This is a genomic window from Streptomyces recifensis (assembly GCF_002154615.1).
GTDB lineage: Bacteria > Actinomycetota > Actinomycetes > Streptomycetales > Streptomycetaceae > Streptomyces > Streptomyces griseoluteus.
Genome location: NZ_MUNH01000863.1, coordinates 1 through 802, shown reverse-complemented (window position 1 = coordinate 802; position 802 = coordinate 1). Strand labels below are relative to the sequence as shown.

The 802-nt window shown below is 69.8% G+C and carries 2 protein-coding genes; one reads left to right on the top strand and one right to left on the bottom strand.

Going from position 1 to position 802, the window contains the following annotated elements; all coding sequences use genetic code 11:
• On the top strand, positions 1–252 hold a 252-nt coding region (locus tag CCN33_RS30415), incomplete at its 5' end, for a pyruvate kinase alpha/beta domain-containing protein (RefSeq protein WP_279628233.1).
• 5 nt (positions 253–257) lie between these two features.
• On the opposite strand, the gene CCN33_RS30410 is transcribed toward CCN33_RS30415, so the two are convergent.
• The coding region (locus CCN33_RS30410; RefSeq protein ID WP_244173993.1) for a transcriptional regulator at positions 258–802 on the bottom strand (545 nt) is incomplete at its 5' end.

Sequence of the window (802 nt, the reverse complement as noted above, 5' to 3'; positions counted from 1 at the left end):
GTCCTCGCCTTCACCCCCGAACCCGCCACCCGCTCCCAGCTCAGCCTCACCTGGGGCGTGGAGACCTTCCTCGGGCCCCACGTCGACTCCACCGACGCGATGGTCGACCAGGTCGACGAGCTGCTCCTCCGCTACGGCCGCTGCGAAAAGGGCGACGTCGTCGTCATCACCGCCGGCTCCCCACCCGGCCTGTCCGGCACCACCAACCTGGTCCGCGTCCACCACATCGCGGAGGACGACAGCCCGAAGTAGGGGGGTCAGTGCTTGGGGCCCACGTGGGCGTCCATCAGGGCGACGGAGGCTTTGCGGGCGACGGAGATGTTCTGCCGGTTCGCGCGCTTCCACTCCACCCCGACCCGGTCGAGCGCGGCCGTGAAAAGGCCCGTGATGTCGTCCGACAGGTTGGTGAAGAAGTACCGCGGATATTCGTAGCGCCGCGTCTCCCCGCCCACGGCCCGGGTCGTCCAGTTGGTGACCCGGCAGCCGTCGGAGTGGATCAGACCCCGGATGAACTCCCAGGGGTGCGCGTCGACGATCTCCCGCTGCCAGGGCTCCAGGGCGATCGGCCGCTCGTGTTTCTTCCCCGGGCCGTGCTGTGGGAAGAGACAGGGCCAGTGCTTGCTGCAGGAGGTGACCTGTCGGCAGCCCTGCTGCCGCACCTGACAGACCTTGTTGCCCGGCATGACGGCCCCCATGGCCTCGGTGCAGGCGTCGATCAGCCCCGGCCAGGCCTCGGCGCAGGCGATACGGAGCGAGTGGACCCCGCGCTTCAGCCGGCTGATGCGCGGGGTCCACTCGCTCC